19 protein-coding genes are annotated in these 21855 nt (G+C 66.7%); 6 read left to right on the forward strand and 13 right to left on the reverse strand.

Annotated elements, in window-relative coordinates; all coding sequences use genetic code 11:
• Positions 1-11: 11 nt before the first annotated feature.
• From AU196_RS02455 to AU196_RS02485, 7 genes are all read right to left on the reverse strand, one after another.
• Positions 12-1229 carry a cytochrome P450 gene (locus tag AU196_RS02455; RefSeq protein ID WP_059093493.1) on the reverse strand — a complete coding sequence of 406 codons (1218 nt, stop codon included), beginning with the start codon at positions 1227-1229 and terminating at the stop codon, positions 12-14.
• 18 nt (positions 1230-1247) lie between these two features.
• Positions 1248-2735, reverse strand: coding sequence for an aldehyde dehydrogenase family protein (locus AU196_RS02460; RefSeq protein WP_059093494.1), 1488 nt, complete (start codon positions 2733-2735; stop codon positions 1248-1250).
• Positions 2728-3744 carry an SDR family oxidoreductase gene (locus AU196_RS02465; protein WP_059093495.1) on the reverse strand — a complete coding sequence of 339 codons (1017 nt, stop codon included), beginning with the start codon at positions 3742-3744 and terminating at the stop codon, positions 2728-2730. Before AU196_RS02465 ends, AU196_RS02460 begins: the two co-directional genes overlap by 8 nt.
• Positions 3737-4873 (reverse strand): spirocyclase AveC family protein, encoded by a 1137-nt coding sequence (locus AU196_RS02470; RefSeq protein WP_059093496.1) that lies wholly within the window; start codon positions 4871-4873, stop codon positions 3737-3739. The genes AU196_RS02465 and AU196_RS02470 overlap by 8 nt, the downstream gene beginning before the upstream one ends.
• 3 nt (positions 4874-4876) lie before the next feature.
• Positions 4877-5995 (reverse strand): ABC transporter substrate-binding protein, encoded by a 1119-nt coding sequence (locus tag AU196_RS02475; RefSeq protein WP_059093497.1) that lies wholly within the window; start codon positions 5993-5995, stop codon positions 4877-4879.
• 83 nt (positions 5996-6078) lie between these two features.
• Positions 6079-6927: a CbbQ/NirQ/NorQ/GpvN family protein gene (locus AU196_RS02480; RefSeq protein ID WP_059093498.1), complete on the reverse strand. Its 849-nt coding sequence runs from the start codon at positions 6925-6927 to the stop codon at positions 6079-6081.
• A 98-nt stretch (positions 6928-7025) separates the two neighbouring features.
• Complete coding sequence (locus AU196_RS02485) at positions 7026-8672, reverse strand: nitric oxide reductase activation protein NorD (protein ID WP_082695598.1); 1647 nt, start codon at positions 8670-8672, stop codon at positions 7026-7028.
• Positions 8673-8814: 142 nt separating this feature from the next.
• On the opposite strand from AU196_RS02485, the gene AU196_RS02490 reads away from it, so the two are divergent.
• The 4 genes from AU196_RS02490 to AU196_RS02505 are packed head-to-tail and all read left to right on the forward strand — an operon-like array spanning position 8815 to position 13356.
• Positions 8815-9969 (forward strand): acyl-CoA dehydrogenase family protein, encoded by a 1155-nt coding sequence (locus AU196_RS02490; protein ID WP_059093576.1) that lies wholly within the window; start codon positions 8815-8817, stop codon positions 9967-9969.
• Positions 9966-11093 carry an acyl-CoA dehydrogenase family protein gene (locus AU196_RS02495; protein ID WP_059093500.1) on the forward strand — a complete coding sequence of 376 codons (1128 nt, stop codon included), beginning with the start codon at positions 9966-9968 and terminating at the stop codon, positions 11091-11093. The genes AU196_RS02490 and AU196_RS02495 overlap by 4 nt, the downstream gene beginning before the upstream one ends.
• The gene (locus AU196_RS02500) at positions 11090-12064 is read left to right on the forward strand and encodes an SDR family NAD(P)-dependent oxidoreductase (protein ID WP_059093501.1); all 975 of its coding nucleotides are present in this window, start codon (positions 11090-11092) and stop codon (positions 12062-12064) included. Before AU196_RS02495 ends, AU196_RS02500 begins: the two co-directional genes overlap by 4 nt.
• 11 nt (positions 12065-12075) lie before the next feature.
• The gene (locus AU196_RS02505; RefSeq protein WP_059093502.1) at positions 12076-13356 is read left to right on the forward strand and encodes an amidohydrolase family protein; all 1281 of its coding nucleotides are present in this window, start codon (positions 12076-12078) and stop codon (positions 13354-13356) included.
• A gap of 19 nt (positions 13357-13375) precedes the next feature.
• Here AU196_RS02505 and AU196_RS02510 read toward each other — a convergent pair whose 3' ends face one another.
• Positions 13376-14320 carry an SDR family NAD(P)-dependent oxidoreductase gene (locus AU196_RS02510; RefSeq protein WP_059093503.1) on the reverse strand — a complete coding sequence of 315 codons (945 nt, stop codon included), beginning with the start codon at positions 14318-14320 and terminating at the stop codon, positions 13376-13378.
• Positions 14320-14937: a TetR/AcrR family transcriptional regulator gene (locus tag AU196_RS02515; RefSeq protein ID WP_059093577.1), complete on the reverse strand. Its 618-nt coding sequence runs from the start codon at positions 14935-14937 to the stop codon at positions 14320-14322. Before AU196_RS02515 ends, AU196_RS02510 begins: the two co-directional genes overlap by 1 nt.
• 100 nt (positions 14938-15037) lie before the next feature.
• On the opposite strand from AU196_RS02515, the gene AU196_RS02520 reads away from it, so the two are divergent.
• A complete protein-coding gene (locus tag AU196_RS02520) occupies positions 15038-16249 on the forward strand; it encodes a cytochrome P450 (RefSeq protein WP_059093504.1) in 1212 nt (403 codons plus the stop codon).
• A gap of 32 nt (positions 16250-16281) precedes the next feature.
• Here AU196_RS02520 and AU196_RS02525 read toward each other — a convergent pair whose 3' ends face one another.
• From AU196_RS02525 to AU196_RS02540, 4 genes are read right to left on the reverse strand one after another with little or no spacing between them, the layout of a single operon-like run.
• Positions 16282-17517 carry a cytochrome P450 gene (locus AU196_RS02525; RefSeq protein WP_231737301.1) on the reverse strand — a complete coding sequence of 412 codons (1236 nt, stop codon included), beginning with the start codon at positions 17515-17517 and terminating at the stop codon, positions 16282-16284.
• Positions 17517-18500 carry an LLM class flavin-dependent oxidoreductase gene (locus tag AU196_RS02530; protein WP_059093505.1) on the reverse strand — a complete coding sequence of 328 codons (984 nt, stop codon included), beginning with the start codon at positions 18498-18500 and terminating at the stop codon, positions 17517-17519. The genes AU196_RS02525 and AU196_RS02530 overlap by 1 nt, the downstream gene beginning before the upstream one ends.
• Before the next feature lie 10 nt (positions 18501-18510).
• On the reverse strand, positions 18511-19584 hold the full coding sequence (locus tag AU196_RS02535) for an NAD(P)H-dependent amine dehydrogenase family protein (RefSeq protein WP_059093506.1): 1074 nt from the start codon (positions 19582-19584) through the stop codon (positions 18511-18513).
• Between the two features lie 15 nt (positions 19585-19599).
• Complete coding sequence (locus tag AU196_RS02540; protein ID WP_059093579.1) at positions 19600-20568, reverse strand: LLM class flavin-dependent oxidoreductase; 969 nt, start codon at positions 20566-20568, stop codon at positions 19600-19602.
• 174 nt (positions 20569-20742) lie between these two features.
• Here AU196_RS02540 and AU196_RS02545 point away from each other — a divergent pair, with 174 nt between their 5' ends.
• Complete coding sequence (locus tag AU196_RS02545; protein ID WP_059093507.1) at positions 20743-21846, forward strand: NAD(P)H-dependent amine dehydrogenase family protein; 1104 nt, start codon at positions 20743-20745, stop codon at positions 21844-21846.
• The last annotated feature ends 9 nt before the right edge of the window (positions 21847-21855 follow it).

Genomic DNA, 21855 nt, shown 5'->3' on the forward strand with positions numbered 1-21855 from the left:
TTCGGCATCGATCACGAAGGATCGAACAGCACGGGCACGGAAGTCGGCGAACGAAACACCTGACCGCGGATGTGCGGATCATCGCCGGCCGGGTCCATCCGCAGGTTCGGCAGGCGGTCGAGCAGAAGGTTTATGGCGGTTCGCATCTCAAGGCGCGCCAAATGCATGCCGAGGCACACATGCACGCCGTGCCCCCACCCGAGATTCGCTTTGGCCTGCCGGAAGATGTCGAACCTATCGGGATCCGGGTAGCGCTCCTCCTGCCGGTTCGCTGAACCCAGCATCGGCATCACCGTCGCGCCGGCCGGAATACTCACTCCGCCCAGTTCGGTATCACGGGTGGCCACGCGTGTGATGGTCAGCAGGGGCGGCTCCCACCGCACGCCCTCCTCTATGGCCTGGGGCAGCAGCGACCGGTCGTCCCGAATCGCGTTGAGTTGTGCGGGATCCGACAACAGTGCGAACAGGAGGCTGCCCAGCGACCGATATGTCGTCTCGACACCTGCGGGCAGCAACAGTCGCAAGAACGAGTAGATCTCCTCGTCCGCAAGTTTCTCCCCGTCGATCTCGGCCTCCGCGAGACGACTGATCAGGTCGTCTTGCGGTTCCGCACGGCGCGCTTCGAGGATCGGCGCGAAGTAGTCACACAGCGCCGCCGATGCGGCCAACCCGCGTTCCGGGTTCATCATCCAACTCAGCAGGGAGATCGACCAGCGCTGGAACTGTGGATAGTCCTCCCGCGGCAGACCCAGCAGTCCCGCGATGATCTGGCTCGGGTAGTCGAACGTGAACTCCTTGACCAGATCGGCCTTGCCCTTCGGAGCGAACTTGTCGATCAAGGAGTTGCCAACGCGACCGACAAGCTCGTCCTCCCACTTCGCCAGGGCCTTCTGGGTGAACGCCTTCGACACCAACGAACGCAGCCTGCCGTGAATCGGCTCGTCCATCCCCAGCATCACGCCTTCGCCCAGCACGGGACCGAACGCATCGATCACGCCGCGCGAGGAGAACGTCTCGTTGTCGCGCAACATGTGTTGGACGTCCTCGTGCCGGTAGACGATGAACATGGGCAACGATTCCTCGTGCGGCAGCATGCCCGATGTCTCCAGGCGCTGGACGGGTTCTTCCCGCCGCAACCGCGCCAGTTCGGTGTAAGGGTCCCGAACGTCACCGGAGATCGCGTCGTCGAACGTACCGAAGTCATCGAGGTCGTCGAAAAGCTGTTCCATCGTTGCCCCTTCGAGCTGTCAGGCCTGGTCGGCCGGGTATGCGACCGATTTCACTTCGGTGTACTGGCTGAATCCCACGATCCCGTTCTGCCGTCCGACGCCACTGTTCTTATAGCCCCCGAATGGCGTGTCCGCGCCGTAACCTGCAGTCCCGTTGAGTCCGATGAAGCCGGCGCGCAACCGGCGCGCGACGGCAAGGGAGCTCTCGAGTGAGCCGGACATCACGTTGCCGGCGAGGCCGTAGACGCTGTCGTTGGCTATCCGGATCGCGTCTTCGGTGTCATCGTAGGGGATGACGGCCAGCACCGGACCGAAGATCTCCTCCTGCGCGATCGTCATCGCGTTGTCGACATCAGTGAAAAGCGTTGGGCTGACCCAAAATCCCTTGTCGAAGTCCGTCGGGGGCTCGGTGCTGCCCACCAGCATGGTCGCGCCCTCGTCGACACCCTTTCGGATGTAGCCGAGGATGCGGGACTGCTGTCTTGCGGAGATGACGGGACCGCAGATGGTGCTCGGGTCCTGCGGATCGCCTGCCTTCACGTTCTCGTAGATCGCCTGCAGTATCGCCACACCCTCGTCGTATCTGGACCGCGGCAGCAGCATCCGGGTGGGCGCAGCGCAGCCTTGCCCGGCGTGCATGAGCGGACCGATGCCGATGAGGCAGGCGGTGTTGATGTCGGCATCCTCGAGAACGATCGTCGCCGACTTGCCGCCGAGTTCGAGGAAGAGCCGCTTCATGGTCGCGGCGCCCTTCTCCATGATTGTTCTACCCACGGCCGTCGATCCGGTGAACGAGATCATGTCGACTTTGGGCGAGATGGTGAGTTCCTCCCCGACCAAGTGATCGGAGGCCGTGACAATGTTGACGACACCGGCCGGGAAGTCGGTCTTCTCGGCGATCAGCCGTCCCAGCCGAGTGGCGTTGAACGGCGTGTTCGGCGCCGGCTTGAGGACCACGGTGTTGCCCGTCGCCAAGGCCTGCCCGAGCTTGTTGATGGTGACCTCGAAGGGAAAGTTCCACGGCACGATGGCACCGACGACGCCGACCGGTTCGTGCCACACCTTGCGGCGGGTGTTGACGCCGGTCACGGAGACGACCTTGTCGCCGAGGTCGGTCTCCCAGGGAAATTCGTCGATCAGCCGGGCCGGGTATTTCAGCCCGTCCTCGAGCGGCGCGTCGAGCTGCGGTCCATGGGTCACCGCGCGCGGGGCGCCCACCTCGAGGATGAGCTCCTCGCGCAGCTCCTCCAGCTCGCTCTCGATGGCCTCGTGCAATTGCAGCAGGCAGCGCTTGCGCAGTTCACCGTGGGTCGACCAGTCCGTTTCGTCGAACGCCCGGCGCGCAGCGTCGATCGCCCGGTGCATATCGGCCTTGGACGCGTCGGCGACCTCGCCGAGCACCTGCTCGTTCGCCGGATTGATGTTGGTGAAGGTGCCCGCCTCACCGTCGACGAGCTTGCCGTCGATCAGCATCCTCGACTCGAACGTCGAATTCACATCAGCCATCGTTTGCACTGTCCTGTCGTGGTTCCGGCTTGGCGGTCGACAGGCGCGTCGCCAGCGATGCCAACCGCATGAGGACCGGCTGCGGAAGCACCTTGGCGGCGAACACCATCGCCTTCTGACCAGTCGTCAACGGGTAGGCCCCGTCCCGCATGGCGCCGTGCCGAGGTATCCCCATCACCAGGCGGGAAACGTGGTGCATTGCCGCGGCGGGCAGAACTCGGTTGGCAGCCAACAGCATCGACGCGTCGGGGCCGACACCCCGACGGCGAAACGATTTCGTGTCCTGCAACGCCTTGACCAGTCCGTCGGTGAATCGCTCCGGCGGCCGCGCCAACCGCATCGCGAACCGCCCGCGGGTGTTCATGGTTGCGTGTATTCGGGCATAAGGTCCTGCGAAATCCCGATCGTCGGTGGTCCCCGCGTCGGTGATGATGTCGGTGTCGTAGGTGCCGGTGACCAGAATGGTCACGCCGAGACCGAACGGGGCGATCTCACCGGCCATCGACTCGCCCCAGCGCTCCAACGCCCCCTTGGCGGCAGAGTAGGGCGCGATGGCCGGCTGACCGCGCACCCCACCGGCACTCGACACGAGCACAATCCGGCCCCGGCCTGCCGCGCGCATCGAGGGAAGCAACGCTTTCGTCAACGCGACCGGGCCCATCACGTGGGTCGAGAACATTTTCTGCCACAGCTCGATGTCGGTCTCCTCCACGACTCCCGCAGCGGAGATCCCGGCGTTGTGGATCAGTGCGTACGGCGCACCGACCATTTCTTCGATCGTCTTGGCTGCGCCGGCGACCGAGGCCGGATCCACCAAGTCGAGCTGCACGCACAGGAGCCGGTCGTCGTTTTCGGTGGCTCCGACAGCTTCGCGTAGCAGAGCGACGCACTCATCGGGTGTGCGCATCGCGGCGACCACGCGCCACCCCTCGTGATAGAGGCGCACGGCCGATGCGAAGCCCAGTCCGCGCGACGCACCGGTGATGACGACGGTCCGAGGCTCACCCATTCTGGTTCTCGGATGCGCACCGGTTGCTCTTCGAACCCAGCTCCACGTCAGGGTTGCTGAACGGCCCCTGCTGCCAGGTGGACCACTTGCCTACCGAGTAAGGCCCCTCCGCTCCGTTCGCCCTGTAATAGCCCTGTGGGTCATAGATCTTCGCTTCTGGATACGGCCACGGGCACGCGACCGACGTTGCCAGCCCGCTGGCCTTGATCGCCCAGAACCAGCTGCCGTAAGCGAAGTACGACACGTTGATGATCGCGAACATCACCAGGAACGTGCCGAGCACGGGTTTTCCGGGGAACAGCCTGGCCTTCGCAGCGAGCTTCTCCGCCACCGACTTTCCCGTGTCGTCGCGGTAGACCAGGATGGCTGCAGGAACCATGACGAAGGTCACCGAGAACGACTCCCAGATCAACGGGAACTGGAAGGTGCTGCCTGGGAACAACGTGCCGAACGGGATGGCCTGCGAGTAGATGTACAGGCCGGTGCGGACCAGGCTGACCTCGAGGATGGCGTCGAAGATGAACCCGATCACCAGCACCAATGCGCCCAAACTGAGCAGAGGGTGCCGGGTGACGAACGCCTCCGGACCACGCTTCGCCTGCATCTTGCGCAGAATCCAGACCGCCGGGAAGTACGGGCCGAAGTAGAACAAGACGTAGCCGAACACGATGAAGGGTTCGACGGTCGGCGACATCATGATCAGGTACCAATTCTCCGGCCAGTGCAGGAGCATCGGGTTGTACACCGCATACGGCGACCAGTTCATGATCGGGTCCTGCCATACGATCAGCGTGGTGCACAGCACCATGAGCAGCACCGGACTGCCGGGGTTTCTCCGCCAGCCGACGATGAAGATGACGGTGAACAGCACGACGATGATCACGGCACCCACCTGCGGGATGATCTGCCAGTGATCGAATGCGGTCAGGAACTCGACTGGACGGGGCCGACCCTCGACGTTCGGGTTGGCCACCCGCGGGTCGACCTCTGTTCGACCGACCGCGGCGAACAGTCCCAGGAACCCGAGCCACGCCAGCAGGGCGATCACGCGGCCCCAGTTAGGGCCGCTGCGTGTCGATTTCGCTGAATCCGTCCTAGTGTCCGGCGGCAAGGACTCCTGGGTTGTCATCGGTCAGTCTTCCTCTCCGAAGCGATCCACCAGGTGCGAGTTGATGCCGTCCGCATCGAGAGTCCGGGCGACCAGGTACCCGGCGCCCATCCACGCCCGTCGTGTCCATTTGCCGAACGACACCCGGGTACCGGGGGCACCCGAGGCGGCGGGCATCATCTTCACCCGCTCCAGTGCCTCTTTGACCCCCCGCGGGCTCAGCGGATGCGCGTCGGTGAATGCACGAACCAGCGTCGCGGCGACATCGTGATTGACCACCGACACGCAGTATTCGGGGCGGCTGCCGTTGTACTTCTCCGCATAGCGGTCGAGGAAGGCCTGCCCGATTGTGTTGCCCTCGTCGTACTGGTCGATACCGATCCAGCCCAGAAATGCGTTCCACATGATCGGATTGACCCACGCGTTCTGGAAAGCGGTGGTGGTGAACCGCGGCGGGTCCCAGTCGACGGCCTCGAGCGCCGGGTTGATGAACACGATCCCGAACCCGAATCCGAGGTGCACGATCGTCTCGGCCTTGGCATCGTGCAGGGTGCGCACGGCGTCGTTGATGTCCTGCGCCGTCTGGGCGATCGGTGCCTCCGCCACGATGCGAAGGCCCTTGCGCGCAGCGGCGCTGCGCAAGTTCTTCACGTAACTCTCGCCGATGAGGTTCTGTTCGACCAATACGCCGATGTCCTTCAATCCGCGTTTGGCGATGAGATCGACGAGAAAGATCGGCTCGTCGGTCATCGATCCCTGCGGGAAGGCGAACGTCCACTCACCCAACCAGTCGTCGGTGCCGGTGACGCTGATCGCCGGCACTCTGAACCGCTCCTCGATGGCCTCCCGCATGGGGACGCAGTTGTCGGTGATGTTCGGTCCGAACACCACCAGGCAACCCTCGTCGACGAGTTCGGCGTACGCATCGATCACCGCCTTGACCGACCCCTTCGGCAGGCCCTCCACCTCGCGGTAGATCATCTGCACCGGCCGATCCATCAGCCCCTGCTCATGCGCCTCCTTGAAGATGAGGTCGAAGCAACGCGTGAAGGAGGCCATCAGCTCTTCGGGGAATCCCGGCGGCAGGGTGAAGTCCATCAAATAGCCGACCTTGATCGGCTCAGCGGTGCTTTCGTAGGACAACCTGACCTCCAGACGAATCCGTCGATCGCCGATCGGCGCAACCTAACATTTGTTCAGACACTAGCGGCCGATGCCGCGCAGCGTCAATCACCGGACCCCGCCGGCTGGCCCAGGTAGACATCGATCATCTCGTTCAGGCCACGAGCCACCTGCATGTCGTCGGTGAGCGGGCCCGCGATCGCGGCCCTGGCGGCCTCGCGCATGTCGAGGCCCTCGGCGATCAGCCGGCCGGCCGCGATGAGTACACGCGTGGATGCGACTTCACGCAGTCCGCCGGTTTCCAGGCGACGGATCGCCTGGCCGAACCGGATCAGCTCGGCCGCCGTGGCCTGATCCACGCCCGCCTCGCGGGTGACGATCCCCTCTTCCACCTCGGGAGGGGGGAAACCGAATTCGATGGCGACCATCCGTTGCCGCGTGGAGTCTTTCAGGTCTTTGAGGACGCTCTGATAACCGGGGTTGTAAGAGACGACGAGGCCGAATCCCGGCGCCGCGTCCAGCGTGACGCCCAAGCGCTCGATCGGCAGCTGCCGCCGGTAATCGGCAAGCGGATGCAGCACCACTGTGGTGTCCTGCCGAGCTTCGACCACTTCGTCCAGGTAACAGATGGCACCTTCCCGGACGGCCCGGGTCAGCGGACCGTCGACCCACACTGTCTCGTCACCCTGGAGGAGGTAACGGCCGACGAGGTCCGCGGTGGTCAGGTCGTCATGGCAGGCGACAGTGATCAACTCGCGGTCGAGGTCGTGAGCCATCGCCTCGACGAAGCGGGTCTTTCCGCATCCGGTCGGCCCCTTCAGAACCAGCGACAAACCTTGGCGATATGCCGCCTTGAAGACCGTTTCCTCGTTACCCACCGGTTGGTAATACGGGCGCGATTCGGCCTTCGGCGCTGCACCGTTCTGGTACGCAAGCCCTGACTCGGTGCCCATAGCACCCCTTTCGTCGTCCAACGCTCTGCCAGTGAACCTAGCTCGGAACAGATGTTTGTTTCAACAGATCGTCGACGGAGACGCCGCTACCCGTCCCGTCACGACACACGGCGCCGGACCTCCGCGGACACGATCGCCGACCGAAAGAGAGGTCCGACGACGCCGGCGAGTTGGTCCGGCCGGGCGATGGTCGCATGTGCCGTGCTGCCGAACACACGTTGCAGCGTCGCCACGTCCGTGCTCGCGCCGACCGTCAGGCATACGCACCCCGTCCCACGGCGGCGGGCCTCCGTCAGCGCGCGCCTCGCATCGGCCGCCCCGTACGTCCGCTCGTAACCGTGGTCGTAGGCGAGCCCGTCAGAGATCACAACCAGCAGCCGGCGCGATGTTCCGCCGCGGGACTCCAACACGGCCGACCCGTGGCGGATCGCCGCGCCGAGCCGGGAGTAGGAGCCCGGCTCCAGGCTGTTCAACCGCCTGATGACCCTGGCGTCGAGGTGGTCGTCGAACCGCTTGACAGGCACGATGTTGACCGCGGTTCGCCCCTGCGAGTAATAGGCGTAGAGCGCGACCCGGTCACCGAGGTCGTGCAGTGCGACCATGAGATCAGCGGCTGCGGCGCGTTGTTGGTGATGCACCGTTCGGCCGACGGTCCCGGGTTCTGAGGTCGATCCGGAGACATCCAACAGCAGGAGCACGGAGAGATCGCGACGGCGACGCAAGCTGTCGAGGTAGACCGCCTCGTCGGGTACCGATCCCGCGATCACCTCCACGCGCGCTTGGATGGTCGCGTCGATGTCGATGTCGTCGCCCTGGGACTGCCGATGGCGCCGGTGCAGCCCCATCCCCAGGCGGGCCAGAGGCCGGCGCACACCGACGGCACCCTCGATTGCCTGCGGAGCAGAGGCCTTGATCCGCGCCTCGACTTCGCGGACCGTACACCATTGCGGCCGATACGCCTTACGTTTCACATCCCACTCGGGGTACGTGAAGCCGTCCGGCGTGATATCGGCGACCTCCTCGCTGGATGCCCTGGCGGTCGACGACACCGCGTAGGCGCCGCGGTTTGCCGAGTTCGTCCGGTGGGTTGGAGCGTCGGCACCGGGTGGACCGCCACCGCTGCCGCCGGTCTTGCGCGCCGATGACAGGAATTTCTTGAACCATGTGCCGATGAAGCCTGCACCGCCCACGGGACTGGTGAACACATCCGGGTCGTCGGTGTCGTCGACCTCGCCGTCGTCGAGTTCTTCGAGAGCCTCTTTGCTCTCTCGACGCGGTACGTGCCCAGCCGTTTCGTGATCGACTTGTCCGGAACTCTTGCTGCTCGCGGCGATGACCTTCTTGGCGCGGATGACACCGAACCCCTCGGGCGGATCGTCCACCACAGCCTTCCCGGACGCCAACGACAACGAGACCGCCGGAGACTCGCTGCGGCTCGCCACGCCGGGATCACCGAGCGAGGCCAACGCACCAGGCAGCAGCGCCGCATTGGCCACCAGGGCACGGTGCCCCTCCAGTGCCAGGTAGCGCCTCGCCGTCCGGGTGCGTCGGCCCAGAGCCGCCATCAGGTCGGGGTCGAGGCTGCCCGCCGCGATCAGCGACGCATGCACCGCGACCGAGTCGAGGTTCGCGCGGGCCCCCGCGGAGGGATCGAGATAGAGGGTCTGGCCGTCCGTCCACGACGGCTCTCCGGGACCGACCGGCGCCACCCCGAGGGCACGCCCCGCCAGCGCCGAGGCCAACATTCCCAAGCTCTGGAGCCGGTCACCGAAGGCGTCGCCCGTCACCCGTCACCACCTCCATCGGTCCCACGCTGTTGACCAAATATCTGTTCCACCGTATTGTCCGAGTTCTTGGAAGTCAATCGAACAAGGTCATGTGGAGACCGTGGATTTCTCATACCCCCAAGAGGCAGAACAGTTCCGGAGCGAACTGGCCGCGTGGCTGTCGGCGCATCTGACCCCAGAGGTGATCGCCAGCGGAGCCCGGCGTGGCACCGATGACAACGCCTTCGAGACGTTGCGCGCCTGGGACGCCACGATGGCCGACGCGGGCTGGGCCGCGGTGTCGTGGCCGGCGGAGTACGGCGGGCGCGGAGCCACCCCTACAGAGCAACTGGCGTACGCCGAAGAGACCATGCGAGCCCGAGTGCCGCTGCCCCTCAACATCATCGGCATCAACAACATCGCCCCGGCGATCATGCAGTACGGCTCGCAGTCACAGAAGTCCAGGCTGCTCCCCCGCATGCTGCGCGCAGACGACATCTGGTGCCAGGGCATGTCCGAGCCGGAGGCCGGGTCGGACCTGGCCTCCCTGCGCACCAGGGCCGTCCGGGACGGAGACCACTTCGTGGTGTCCGGCCAGAAGATCTGGACCTCGTTGGGACACCGCGCGGACTGGTGTCAGCTGTTCGTTCGCACCGACCCGGATGCACAAAGGCACAGGGGCATCTCGTGCTTGATCCTGGACATGGCGTCGACGGGCATCGACGTCCGGCCACTCGTGACGCTCAACGGCGCCGCCGACTTCGCCGAGATCTTCTTCGACGACGTACGCGTACCCGCTGACGCTCTGCTCGGCCCGTTGAACGAGGGTTGGCAGGTCGCCACGTCGACGCTGAGTTTCGAACGCGCCGCAGCGGCGCGGCTCTACGCCGAGATGCAGATCCGGCTCGCCGACCTCGTCGACGACCTCGCCGAGAGCCGCTCGAGCAAGGCGATACTCGACCACCCCGCGACGCTGCGCAGGCTCGGCGAGCTCGACGTGCGGATCAAGAACCTCGAGGTGCTCTGCCAACGGTCGATATCGGCGGGCATGCACGGGGGCGACCCGTTCGCCACTGCGAGCCTGACCAAATCCGTATGGGGTGAGATCGGCAAGGACCTCGCTGCGCTCGCCTTCGACACCCTCGATCCCGCGGCGACCGAGGGGAAATGGGACGAGTTCCGCCTGACCTCGCACGCCCTGACCATCGCCGGCGGCACCACGCACATCAACAAGAACATCACCGCCCAGCGCGTTCTCGGACTCCCCCGCTCATGAACCTCGAACCCACCCAAGAGCAACAGGCCCTTCGAGACACCGTGCGCCGATTCCTCGCCGAGAAGGCCCCGATCGGCGACCATGTGCGGCCGATGCTGACCGACGCCAGGGGCACCACGGACGAGGTCTGGCGAGGCTTGGCCGCCCTCGGAACCACCGCACTGCTGATCCCGTCCCATCTGGGCGGCGACGGCATGACCATGCTCGAGGCGGGCGTGGTTCTCGAGGAGATGGGCGCCGCCCTGCACCCCGGGCCGTGGCTGTCCAGCGCGGTGGCCGCACCTCGTGCGCTCGCCCGTTTCCGGGCGGCCGAAGCGGCGGCGGACCTGTCCGTGGCGTTGGCCGAGGGCCAGACGATTGCCACTGTCGCGCTGCCCGGTGAGAACGCGCCGACGGTCGGCCATCACGGCGACGGTCGGGTGTCGATGCGCGGCGCATGCGACGACGTGTCCGACGCGCTGGCCGCCGACGTCGTCCTGGTTCCGGTGCGCGGTCGAGCGGACGTCGAGCTCGTGGCCGTGCAAACCTCCGCTCCGTCCGTCTCGGTGACTTCGATTCCCGGAATCGACCAGACCCACAAGAGATGCCGGGTGCGGTTCGACAATGCGCCGGGTCGCGTGGTCGGCGTCGCCGACGAACGGGCTTCACGGGCGCTGACCGACGACGTTCTCGTCGCGCGAGCAGCCGACGCGGTGGGCGCGGCCGGTCGGATCCTCGCGATGACCGTCGACTACGCAAAGGTGCGGCGTCAGTTCGGTCAGCCGATCGGCAGTTTCCAGGCGGTCGCACACCTCTGTGTCGACATGCTCGAGACGGTCGAACTGGCACGCAGCGGCGTGCTCTACGCGCTATGGGCCGCCGACTCCGCCGCACCGGCCGAGAGCCACCGAGCCGCGTTGCGGGTCAAAGCCTTCGGCGGCCACCTCGCCGGTGTCGCGGACTCGGCGATCCAGGTCTTCGGTGGCGTCGGTTTCACCTGGGAACACGACGCGCAGCTGTATCTCAGACGTCTGCTCGACTTCAGTCGGTTCCTCGGCCACCCCGGGGAGTACGCAGAACAGCTCGGCGCCGCACTCGTGGCGGACCGCGAGGAGAAGCTCGGCACGGAAGTGAGGACAGCATGATCGACTTTCGCGACCAGGTGGCCGTCGTCACCGGCGCGGGACGCGGGCTCGGCCGCCTCTACGCTCTGGACCTGGCTCGACGCGGTGCCGCGGTCGTCGTCAACGACCTCGGCGCAACGATGCACGGCGACGGAACCGACCGCCGCGTCGCCGACGAGGTGGTCGAGGAGATTCTGCGCGAAGGCGGACGCGCCATCGCGTCCTACGACTCGGTCGACAGTCCCGAAGGCGGACAGGCGATCATCGACGCCGCGGTCGAGACCTTCGGACGCCTCGACGCCGTCGTGAGCAACGCGGGAATCTTCAACAGCGTTCCTTTCGACCAGCTCACCCCAGAGACGTGGCGTCGCATGCTCAGCGTGCATCTCGACGGAGCGTTCTATCTCAGCAGGCCCGCGTACGCGGTGATGGCCAAGCAGCGGTCCGGCCGATTCGTGTTCATCTCCTCGTCGGCGGGCAACTTCGGCCAGCCGTCGGAAGCGCACTACGCGGCGGCCAAGTCGGGGCTGGTCGGGTTGTCGAACGTGATCGCGATCGAGGGAGCCGAACACGGGATCTTGTCGAACACCGTTCTGCCCACCGGCTTCTCGCGGATGGTGACCGAGACAGTGGGTGACGAGAAGTTCCTCGCCGAGTCCGGGTTCATGCAGGCCATCCGGGCTGAACTCGTCGTTCCCCTCGTGGTGTTCCTGGCCAGCAGGGCGTGCGATGTCACGCACCGCAATTATTCGGCGTGCGCCGGGCGCTACGCACGGGTGTTCATGGGCCTCGGCGAGGGCTGGCTGGCCGACGCCGAGAGCGAACCGACGGCCGAAGACATCCTTGCGCATTTCGACGAGGTGTCCGGCACCGAGAAGTTCATCGTGCCCGACTCGATCGTCGACGAAGTGCTGGAGGTCTGCGATCGCCGCGGCATCAGTCCGATGCCCGACAACGCCGCGGTCGCGTTTCCCGATGCGACCGGAAACTGAGGAGACAACCCATGCAGATGAACGACCTTGTCCTGGTGTCGGTCGACGACCACATGGTCGAGCCACCGGATATGTTCGACGCTCACATCCCGGCCAGATACAAAGACGATGCGCCGAAACTCGTCCAGCGCGAGGACGGTACCGACGCATGGGTCTTCGAGGGACAGGAGGCCACGAACGTCGGCCTGAACGCGGTCGCCGGACGCCCGCCGGACGAATACGGCGCGGAGCCGACCAAGCTCTCCGAGATCCGTGAGGGGTGCTACAACATCCACGAGCGGATCCGCGACATGAACGCCAACGGTGTCGCAGCCGCGTTGTGCTTCCCGTCCTATCCGCAGTTCTGCGGTCAGTACTTCGCCCGTGCCCAGGACAAGGAACTCGGTCTGGCGGTGTTGCGGGCCTACAACGACTGGAACATCGACGAGTGGTGTGGCACGTATCCGGGCCGCATGATCCCGCAGGCGCTGCCGCCGATCTGGGATCCCGCCCTGATGGCCGACGAGGTGCGACGGGTGGCCGAAAAGGGTTGCCACGCCGTCTCGTTCTCCGAGAACCCGACCAAGATCGACTACCCGTCGATCCACGACCCGCACTGGGATCCGTTCTGGCGTGCCTGCAGCGACACCAACACCGTGGTGAACCTGCACATCGGTTCGTCGTCGAGCGTCGTCATCACCTCGATCGACGCCCCGGTCGACACCATGATCACGCTGCAACCGATGAGCATCGTGCAGGCCGCGGCGGATCTGATCTGGTCACCGATGCTGCGCAAGTTCCCCGACCTGACGTTCGCACTGTCCGAAGGGGGAATAGGTTGGGTGCCATACTTCTTGGAGCGCATCGACCGCACCTACAAGATGCACCGCGCCTGGACGCACCAGGACTTCGGCGACAAACTCCCCAGCGAGGTCTTCCTCGACCGAGTCGCGCTGTGTTTCATCGACGACGAGTTCGGGATCGAGAGCCGCCACAAACTGAATCTGGACATGGTGACGTGGGAGTGCGACTATCCCCACTCGGACTCCACCTGGCCCCTGTCTCCCGAGACCCTGGCCCTGTATCTCGACGGAGTGCCCGACGACGAGATCGACCGGATCACCCACCGCAATGCCATGCGGCTCTACTCCTTCGACATGTTCAGCCATATCCCCAAGGAACAGCTGACCGTCGGGGCGCTGCGCGCGCAGGCAACCGGCGTCGACCTCGGCTTCCGCTCGTCGGAGCGGCTGAAGAAGACCGGTACGGACACCGTGACGGTGCTCGACCTGGCTTCCAAACTGTCCACCTAGTGGGGAGACGCGTCGACCGTCACTGATCGAAGATCGCCCGATACAGGCTCGCCATCTCGTCGACGGGCCCCGCCGGGATGGTGTGGTCCGCCGAGTCCAGAATCTGCGGCAGGTGATCCCGCACGTCCTCGACCGACAGGTGGGGATTGTGGTTACCCGCGGTTCTGCCGATGAAGAACCGGGAGACCTGGCCCCCGCCGACTGTGAACAGTTCCCCGGAGACCGAACACTCGTCGTGGGCCAGGTAGGCCACCACCGGCGCGACCAGAGCCGGATCGAGCCGATCGGCGAACGGCCGCATGAGGTCCTCGGCCTCACCGCTGTCGGCCGCGGCGGCCTGTCGCATCGACCGGGCCAGCATGCGGGTCGCGGCGATCGGGGCCACCGCGTTCACCGTGATGTCGGAATCCGCCGCTGCCGCGGCCAGGACGCGGGTGAGTCCGATGAGCCCGGTCTTGGCCGCGCCGTACGTGCTCATGCGGGGAGCGCCGAGGATCCCGGCCGCCGAACACGTGTTGACGATACGTCCGAAATTCCGTTCGGACATGGTCTTCCAGGCGCATTGGGTGACGAAGAAGACGCCCTTGAGGTGGACGTCGATCATCATGTCGAGGTCATCGTCGGTGACCGCGCCGAACGGCGCGTCGGACACGGTCCCGGCGTTGTTCACCACGATGTCGACACGTCCCCAACGATCGAGCGCGGAGTCGATGACCGCCCGCGCGCCGTCGCGTGTCGCGACGCTGTGGGTGTCGGCGACCGCCTCCCCACCGTGGTCGCCTATCTCCCGCACGGTGGCGTCGGCCGCGTCCGGGTCGGCGCCCTCGCCGGTGACCGACGCGCCGAGATCGTTGACGAGAACGCGGGCACCGCGCTGGGCGAGCAGCAGTGCGTAGTGCCGGCCCAGCCCGCGTCCGGCGCCGGTGACCACCGCAACCCGCCCGGCGAAACGCAGGTCGGACATCACATCGGCCAATCGTCCGGGCGCGGATATCGGATCGCGACCGCACGCGGCAGCCGGCTGGGCGTCGGCGTCGAGATCGCGTCCAGCATCAGCATCAGGTATCGCCGCCATCCGTCGACCGAGGGATCCATCGTCCCCAGCACGCTGTACAACATCGCGACCATGCGGGGCAGGTCCTCGGGTGCGAGGTCCGCGCGTACCAGCCCGGCCGCCTGGGCACGGCGGACCAGCTCTTCGAGGGTCTCGTCGAGTTGCGTCGAGACGCCGGTCAACGATCCCGCTCGCCGGGCTGCCAGCAGGGCGTTGTGCTCACGAGCCCCCAGCGCGATGGCCGCCTCGAGAAGTGTGGCCAGTCCGCGTAACGGATTGCGGGAGCGGCGAGCCCGGTCGATGACAGGCGACAGGGTCTCGACGACGCTCTGGTCGATGACCGCCCTGGCCAGTTCGCCCTTGTTGGGGAAGCGGCGATACAGCGTCCGCTCACCGATCCCGGCTCGCTCGGCGATGACGTCCATCGGGACATCGGGCCCGAGTTCGGCATAGGCCTCGCGTGCGGCGCTCAGAATGCGTGCGGCATTCCGCGCCGCGTCGGCACGCAGAGGTCTGTCGGTGGTCAGCTCTACCACGCCCTCACCCTAACCGACAGTTGACTGTCAGAACCAGCGACCTCTACGCTCGCATCAAGTGACAGTCGTCTGTCGTTACGGAGAGTCGAAGATGACCACACAATCCGCGGATGGCGCCGGTCTGCCCGTCATCCCCCTCCCCCGCGACGCACGATGCCCGCTCGCGCCACCCCGACGATTCCGCGAATGGCGCGAGTCAGACGGGCTGCAGCGCGCCCTCTGGCGACATCAGCCGACCTGGGTGGTCAGCCGTTACGAGGACATCAGGGCGGCGCTGACCGACCCGCGACTCAGCGCCGAGACGCTCCCGGACAACCTGCGAGCACGTGCGGCGGATGACAGCATCCCGGCGATCTTCGCCCGCATCGACGATCCGGAGCACAACAGGCTGAGACGAATGATGACGCGCGACTTCACCTTCCGGCGAGCCGAGTCGATGCGGCCGCAGATCCAAGCCCTGGTCGACGGTCTGCTGGACGCCATGATCGACGCCGGCCCTCCCGCGGATCTGGTGCGCGAGTACGCGCTACCGGTCCCGTCGCTGGTCATCTCCCTGCTTCTCGGAGTCCCCTACGAGGACCACGACTTCTTCCAGTACCACAGCACCAAGGGTCTCGACTCGCGCTCGACCGACGAGGAGAAGGCGGCGGCGATCGGCGCGTTGTTCGACTTCATGTGGAAGCTCGCGGAACTCAAGGCGCGCGAGCCCGGCGACGACCTGATGAGCCGATTGATGACCGACTACGTCGCCAACGGCGAACTCAGCCGCGAGACCGCTGTGATGAACGGCGTCATCCTCCTGCAGGCCGGGCACGAGACGACCGCGGGCATGATCGCGCTGGGAACCGTGGCGCTCCTGCAGCATCCCGAACAGCTCGAGCGGCTGCGGCTCTCCGAGGACCCGGCGCTGGCCGCCGACGTCGTCGAAGAACTGATGCGCTACCTGTCGATCGTGCACAGCCAGGTCGACCGTGTAGCCGTCGAGGACCTCACGATCAACGGCCAACTGATCCGCGCCGGTGAGCACGTGCTGATGAATCTCCCGGCCGGCAACTGGGATCCCGAATTCATCGACGAACCCGACCGATTCGACATCGACAGAAACCCACGCGGGCATCTCGCCTTCGGTTTCGGAGTGCACCAGTGCATCGGTCAGAACCTCGCGCGCGTCGAGCTCCAGATCGCGCTGGCCACCTTGTTCCGCCGGCTTCCCGGCCTCCAACTGGCCGTGCCGGACGACGATCTGCGCTTCGCCGACGAGCAGGAGATCTACACGATGCACGAATTGCCGGTCAGCTGGTGACATCTCGACGGTGAGAAGCGGGGTGCGACCGCCTAGCCGACGGTGACCGGCAGCCTGCCCCACCCCCGCACGCTCGACGTGTGCGCCATCGCGGCCTCGTCGTAGTCCACCTCCCATTCCGGCCAGCGCAGGAGGACCTCCTCGAGCGCGACCCTGGCCTGCATCCGGGCCAGCGCCGAGCCGAGGCAGAAGTGCAATCCCTGACCGAACGACAAGTGGGCCCCCGTGCGGTGGATGTCGAACACCTCGCCGTCCGGGTACTGTCGCTCGTCCCTGTTGGCGGATCCGTTGAGCAGCAGCATGATCGACCCTTCCGCGATCAGCTGTCCATGGCACCGGGTGTCCCGGGCGACGTAGCGTGCCTGCACCGGAGACGGCGCCTGATAACGCAGCACCTCCTCGATCGCGCGTGGGATCAGGGAGAAGTCGTCGACGAGTTCACGGCGCTGACCGGGATGCTCGGCGAGCAGCTGGCCGATGAAGCCGATCAGCCGGGTGGTCGTCTCGTTACCCGCGCCGGCGATCATGCTGGTGTAGGTCAGCACCTCGAGGCGGGTCAACGGCCGCAGCTGTCCGCCCTCCTCGATCTGCGCGTCGAGCAGCTGGGTCATCAGATCGTCGGACGGATGATCGGCCCGCCATTCGATGTACTCCGCGAACAGCTGGTACGCGTTCTCGAACGAGGCCTGTGAGACCGACTGGAAACCGCCTTCCGTCAGTCCGATGGCCGCGTCGGTGTTGTCCCGGATCTGCTGCTGCCCCTGTTCGGGGATGCCGAGCAGGTAGCCGATCGTCCGCATGGGGATCATCGCCGCGAAATCGGTGATGAAGTCGAAGCGCCGGGCGCCCGCCAACGCGTCGAGCGCCCGGACGCAGAACTGGCGCGTCAGCGGCTCGATCGCCTCCATCCGCCGGGGCGTGAAGACCTTCGACAGCACGCGCCGGTGGAGGTCGTGCAGCGGCGGATCCTCGAACAGGATCACTCCCGGCGGGACCTCGACACCGCTCATGAGGACGTCGATCGTCGTCCCGCGACCGGACCTGTAGGTGTCCCAGTCGTGTAGTCCACGCGCGACATCGTCGTACCGGCTCAACGCGTAGAAGTCGTACTTCTCGTTGTGGTAGAGCGGCGCCTCGTCCCTCATCCGCTTCCAGATCGGGTACGGGTCGTCGTCGATGTCGAAATCGAAGGGGTCGTAGTACAAGGGGTCGTAGTACAAGGGGTCGTAGTACAAGGGGTCGTAGTACAAGTCGGTGCCGTCCGCCATCAACCGCCCTCCTGCGTCGTGCCGTCGGCCACGGCCGCGGCGGCGCGCTCCAGATACGGCCACGCCGTGTCCGGCGGGAGCCCCCCGCACAGGGGGGACAGGTTGAGCAGCCCGCCGCCGCGCACGATCGCGGCGGCCTCGGCGCGGTCGACGATGCGGTGCGAGGTGAAGCGGCTCCGCAACTCCGCGACATCGCGCGCGTCGGAGATACCCGCGGAGACGGTGTTGCCCGGGTTCCACTGCGCATACGTCCGCGCATCGTGGAGCAGGTGCTCGCCGATCTCCTCCCATGCGGCGTCGACGTCGTCGGCGACGAACGTGACCGTCGGCGTGTCAGCAGCCGGAAGCAGCGTGGCGCCCGGTTCGTGTCCGTGCTCGCGGCATGCCGCCTCGTACGCCTCCCGCATACCCTCGACACTTCCGTTGGCGAGCAGTCCGAGGCCGTACCGACCGGCCCGGCGTGCGGCAGCGAGACTCGACCCGCCCCACATCAGCGCGGGTCCGCCCGGGGTCTGCGGCCGCGGCGTCACCGTGATGCGGCGGCCGTCGCGCGTGACGGTCGCACCGGCGAGCAACCTCCGCACGAGAGCGATGTTCTCGTCGGCCAGCCTGCCCCGCTGCGTCACGCGAAGACCGAAATGCTCGAATTCCTCCGGCCGGTATCCCAGCCCGAACACGTAGGAGGCCCGTCCCGCGCTGATGAGGTCGAGCACCGCGATCTCCTCGGCCAATCGGACCGGATCGTGGAACGGCAGGATCACGACGAGGCTCAGCGCCAGGCGATCGGTGCGCGCCGCCACGGCCGATGCCAGCAGCAGTGGTGCGGGTAGGTACCCGTCCTCGGACCCGTGGTGCTCGCACAGGACCGCGGCGATGCAGCCGCGCCGCTCGGCCCAGGCCGACATGTCGATCGCCGCGGCATAGAGGTGCGTCGTCGGCGCACCGAAGGCTGGGGCCCGCATGTCGAAGCGGATGGTGAACATCGCCGGTCTCTCAGTCGAAGGCGTGCCGGGGCAGGGTGGTCGGCAGATCCAGCGAGCTCAGCAGGCCGGCCGGCGCCGCCACGACGAACGGGATCGCGTTGACCACTCGCATCGCGGTGGCGGCCATCGCGGCGTGACCTGCCGCGTGGCCTTCGGCGGCGCCCAGGTTCATGGTGCAGTGGATGTCGGGGTCCCCCTCGATGTCGACGCGGTAGGTGGCGTCGAAATCCGCCGCCGGCCAGTCGGGGGCCACGTCGCGTGCCATCCGGATGATGTGTTCGACGACGATGGCCTCTCTACCCTTGACCACCCCCGCGGCTCTGGTCCGCACGGCGCCGCAGGTACCCGCCCCGACCGTGCCGAACGCCACCTCGATGTCGCGGTCGGTGAGGCGTCGGTCCAGCGTTCCGCGGACCTCGTCGAGTTCGACACCCAGCCCCGCCGCGATCAGATGAAGCGGTGCGCGCCAGGCCATCTCGATGAAACCCGGTGTCTTCAGCAGGGGTTCGAAGTCCAGCGGACGGCCGAACCCCATCCCGTTCATCATGACGTCGGCCACCGGGTAGTGATCGTTGAGCGCGATCTCGGTGACCGTCAGGCACCGGATCGTCTTCGACTGCGTCGAGAGCAGAAGTGCGAGCTCGTCGGAGCCGAAACCCGGGAAGATGCCCGAGACGTAGAACGACGCGTTGCCCGCCTCGGCGGCCGTCGCCATCTGGTCGCGCCACTGCGGCGAGTAGTAGGCGGGCGGGTAGACCAGGCTGGTCGACGAGGTGGAGACGACGTTGACGCCCGCCGCGAGCAGCCTGACGTAGTCGGGCACCGCGCCCGCGTCGCGGTCGGGTCCGCTCGCGGCGTACACCACGCAGTCGGGCTTCAGCGCGACGAGCGCGCCGGCGTCGTCGGTCGCGGTCACCCCGATCGGGTCGCCACCGGCCAGTCGCCCGGCGTCCGCACCGACCTTCTCCTGCGAGTGCACCCACACTCCGACGAGCTCCAGGTCGGGCCTGCGCCGAATCGCATCGATGGCCACCGATCCGACACCGCCCGTCGACCAGACCACGATTCTCAACGGTGTTGTCACCGATCCTCCTGTCATTCAGACGCGTCCGGACGCGATCGCGGCGCGCTCGAGGTAGGGCCAGGCCACCTCCGGCGGCACCCCGCCGCAGAGTGGGAGCAACGGCAGCAGTCTGCCGCTCCGGACGTACGCCGCCGCCTCGTCGAGTGTGAGGATCCGGTAGGGGCCCCCGTGTTCCCTGAGGTCGGAGACGGTCCGGGCGGACGAGATGCTCGCCACGGAGTGGTCGCCGGCACGGTAGGACGCTGCGGTCACCGCATCGTGGAGCAGGTGGGGACCCAACTCGTCCCACGCCGCATCGACGTCGTCGGCGACGAAGACCGCCGTCGGCGCGCCCTCGACGGGGAACTGTACGGCGCCAGGCTCGAAACCGTGGTCACGGCACTGGGATTCGTAGAACTCCCTGAGCCCCTCCGACGCGACCTGCGAGATGAATCCGAGCCCGTGGCGGGCAGCACGCCGAGCGGCGGCCCGGCTGCCGCCGGCGATCACGATGCGCGGACCGCCAGGGGTGGCGGGCTGTGGGGTCACGTGTACGAGCCGTCCCCCCACCTCGGTCGGCTTGCCGTCCAGGAGTCGGAGAAGCACCGTCAGCGACTCATCGGCAAGCGTCCCGCGCGAGCCCATGTCGACACCGAAGTGCTCGTACTCCTCACTGCGGTGGCCGATTCCGAGAGCGTAGGAAACCCGTCCGCCGCTGATGATGTCCAGAACGCTCATCTGTTCGGCGAGGCGGACGGGATCCCAGAACGTGATCGGCACAGCAGCCAGCAGGATCGCCAAGTGCTTCGTGCGTGCGGCGATCGCCGCGGCGAGGAGTTGGGGTGCGGGCAGATGGCCGTCCTCGCAACCGTGGTGTTCCGAGAGCACGGCGATCACCGCTCCCCTGGTCTCGGCCCACTCGCACATCTCGACCGCAGCCGCGTAGAGATCGGTGGTCGACGCCCCGTCGCCGGGCGCACGCATGTCGAACCGGAGTGTGAACATCACTGCCGAATCGGAGCCGGATCGGTCACGGCTTCCGACGCTAACCTAAGTTTTGTTCCCCAGCTGGCATTTGATCCTTTTCCTCGCCCCGATGTCTTGACCTCTACTCTTGGCAACTGTTAGCTTCCGGAGCAAACGTTAGGTTTTCCTCGCCGGCCGCTCGAGAGGTGTGTCATGACTGGGAGCAGACATCGCGTCGTGGTGTGGTCGACGGGCGGCATCGGCTCGATCGCCATCCGGGCCGTCAGCCGGCGACCGGATCTGGACCTGGTCGGCGTCTGGGTGCACTCCGAGGAGAAGGTCGGCAGAGACGCCGGGGAGCTGGCCAACGGCGAACCGATCGGCCTGGCCGCCACGGGCGATACGGACGCACTCATCGCGCTACGGCCGGACTGCGTGATCTACGCCGCCAGCGGACCCGAGCGCGACGCGTTGGCCGTCCCCGACTACGTCCGGCTCCTCGGCGCGGGCATCAACGTCGTGACGACGAGCACCACCCGTCTGGTCAACCCCCACGCCTACGAGCCGGCGCAGTGGCGCGACCAACTCGCCACCGCCGCCAAAGAGGGTCAGGCGTCGCTGTACGCATCGGGTATCGAACCGGGGTTCGCCGCGGACTACCTGCCGCTCATCCTCTCGACCCAGTCTGCGTCGATCGAGAAGATCCACGCCTCCGAGATCGGCCTGTACGACGACTACGGCGTTCCCGAGATCATGATCAACGGCATGGGTTTCGGACAACCCCTCGACTACCAGCCGTGGGTGAGCATCCCCGGAGCGATCGCCGGGGAGTGGCAGGGCCAGATCCGGCTGATCGCCGACGCACTCGGCGTCGAGGTGCAGGAGGTCCGCGAGACCTTCGACCGCGCAGTGACGGAACGGACCCTGGACGTCGCGATGGGCACCGTGCAGGCCGGCACCTGCGGCGCGCTGCGGATGCAGGCGATCGGGATCGTCGAAGGACAGGAGGCCATCGTGATCGAACACGTCACCCGACTGGCCGCGGACGTCGCGCCACACTGGCCGCAGGGCAACGGCGACCTGTCGTATCGCGTCGTGATCACCGGCGATCCGGACATCGAGTGCACACTTGCCGCCACCCTCCGGGATCCCCGCCGCGCCGGGATCGCCGGAATGACGTCCGGGGCGGGGGCCATGGTGGCCACCGCGATGCGTGTCGTGAACGCCGTGCCCTACGTCGTCTCGGCACAGCCCGGGCTGCTCAGCTCGATGGACATCCCTCCGACGATCCCCCAGCACGTCTTCGCACCGGCCTGACACGCCACC

The sequence above is a fragment of the Mycobacterium sp. IS-1742 genome, from assembly GCF_001500125.1.
Taxonomy (GTDB): Bacteria; Actinomycetota; Actinomycetes; order Mycobacteriales; family Mycobacteriaceae; genus Mycobacterium.